The organism is Variovorax glucosi (assembly GCF_051216695.1).
GTDB lineage: Bacteria > Pseudomonadota > Gammaproteobacteria > Burkholderiales > Burkholderiaceae_C > Variovorax.
On sequence record NZ_JBPJZE010000018.1, the window covers coordinates 1 to 2,004 of the forward strand.

2 protein-coding genes and 1 pseudogene are annotated in these 2,004 nt (G+C 70.3%); all 3 read left to right on the plus strand.

Features of this window, described 5'->3' with window-relative positions; all coding sequences use genetic code 11:
• Positions 1 to 374: RbsD/FucU family protein (locus tag ACSFA3_RS22310; RefSeq protein ID WP_435507683.1), on the plus strand; the 374-nt coding region annotated here is incomplete at its 5' end.
• 4 nt (positions 375 to 378) lie between these two features.
• A pseudogene (locus ACSFA3_RS22315) lies at positions 379 to 1,300 on the plus strand (ribokinase).
• A 13-nt stretch (positions 1,301 to 1,313) separates the two neighbouring features.
• On the plus strand, positions 1,314 to 2,004 hold a 691-nt coding region (locus ACSFA3_RS22320), incomplete at its 3' end, for an ABC transporter permease (RefSeq protein WP_435507684.1).

Below are 2,004 nucleotides of genomic sequence, written 5' to 3' on the forward strand. Positions count from 1 at the left end.
TGCTGTGCGATGCCAACTTTCCGGCCGACTCGGTGGCGCGCCAGACCACGCTGGGCCGGCTGCTGCGCATCGACGGCGTGGGCACCACCGAGGCGGCGCGCGCCATCCTGTCGGTGCTGCCGCTCGACGAGGCGGTGGACGATCCGGCGCGACGCATGGAAATCATGGGCCAGCCACACGAGATCCCGCCGGTGCAGCAGGAAATGCAGCGCGAGATCGATGCGGCCGAGGGGCGCGTGCGTCCGCTCGGCTCCATCGAACGCTTCGCCTTCTATGAAGCCGCGCGCCGCGCCTACTGCGTTGTCGCCACCGGCGAGCGCCGCTTCTACGGCTGCTTCATCTTCAAAAAGGGCGTGCTCGCGCCGCAGGCCTGACCCCATGACCGTCATCACTTCCAGGCAGCACGGCGTTGCCGTGCTCGGCATCTTCGTCGCCGACCTCGCGTTTCGCGCGTCCAGCCTTCCGGGCGTGGGCCAGACCATCGCCGGCTCCGGCTTCGCAATGGGCCCGGGCGGCAAGGGATCGAACCAGGCCGTGGCAGCCGCACGCGCAGGCGCCCGTGTGACGTTCATATCCAAGCTGGGGCAGGACGCCTTCGGCAACGACGCGCTCGCCCTGTGGTCGCGCGAAGGCATCACGCCGCGTGCGCCGCAAGTGACGGCGCAGCCGACCGGCGCGGCGTTCATCTACGTGCACGAAGTCACCGGCGACAACGCCATCATCGTGGTGCCGGGCGCCGCAATGCTGATCGATGCCGCCGACGTCGACGCGGCGGCCGATGCGATCCGCGGCGCACGCGTGTTCGTCACCCAGCTCGAACAGCCGGCCGCCGCTGCGCGCCGCGGGCACGGTCACCGTGTTCAACCCCGCGCCCGCCCTGCCCTTCGACGACGCGCTCTACGCGCTGTGCGACTACATCACGCCCAACGAGCACGAAGCCGCTGCCCTGAGCGGCATGCCCGTCGAAACCATTGAGGACGCGCGCCGCGCGGGCGACTTCTTCCTCGCCAAGGGCGTGGGCTGCGCGCTCATCACGCTCGGCGACAAGGGCGCCCTGCTGCACAGCGCCGAGGGCTCCGAGCACATTCCGGTGTTCCGGGCCGGCGCGGTGAAGGAAACCGCCGGCGCGGGCGACGCCTTCAACGGCGGCTTTGCGGCCGCGCTGGCCGAAGGCGCCACCGCCCGCGAGGCGGCGCGCTTCGGCGCGGCGGTCGCGGCCATCTCCGTGACGCGTGCCGGCACGGCGCCCTCGATGCCCACGCGCGCCGAGGTCGATGCGCTGCTGGGCCGCGCCGCCTGACAGGACCTTGCCCATGAAGCTCAAGTTTTCAGACCGCGAACTCAACTTCCTGGTCGGCATCAACGTCCTCATCCTCGTGGTGGCGACGGTGCTGTCCAAAGGGGACTTTCTCGACGTCTACAACTTCCAGTCCATGGGTGGCCAGCTGCCCGAGCTCGGCCTGCTGGCCATGGGCGTGGCGCTGTCGATGATCTCGGGCAACGGCGGCATCGACCTGTCGGGCGTGGCACTGGCCAACCTGGCCGGCGTGGTGGCCGCCACCCTCGCGCCGCAGCTGGCCGCGCCCGATGTATCGCCCTGGCTCTACACCGGCTGGTTCGCCGTCATCGCGCTGGCGGTGGGCCTGGCCGGCGGGCTGCTCAACGGCATGCTGATCGCGAAGGCGGGCCTCACGCGCATTCTCTGCACGCTGGGCACGCAGCTGCTCTACACCGGCCTGGCAGTGGTGCTCACGGGTGGCTCCAGCCTGCGCGTGGGCGATGCCGAGGCGCTCTCGGCCATCGGCAACGAGATGGTGCTGGGCGTGCCGATTCCGTTCGTGATCTTCCTCGTGATGCTGATGGCCGTCGGCTGGTTGCTGCGGCAAAGCCCCTTCGGCATCCGCCTGTTCCTGCTCGGCACCAACGCCAAGGCGGCGCGCTACGCCGGCATCTCGCAGGCCCGCATGCTGATAGCGACCTACGCGCTGTGCGGATTCCTCGCAG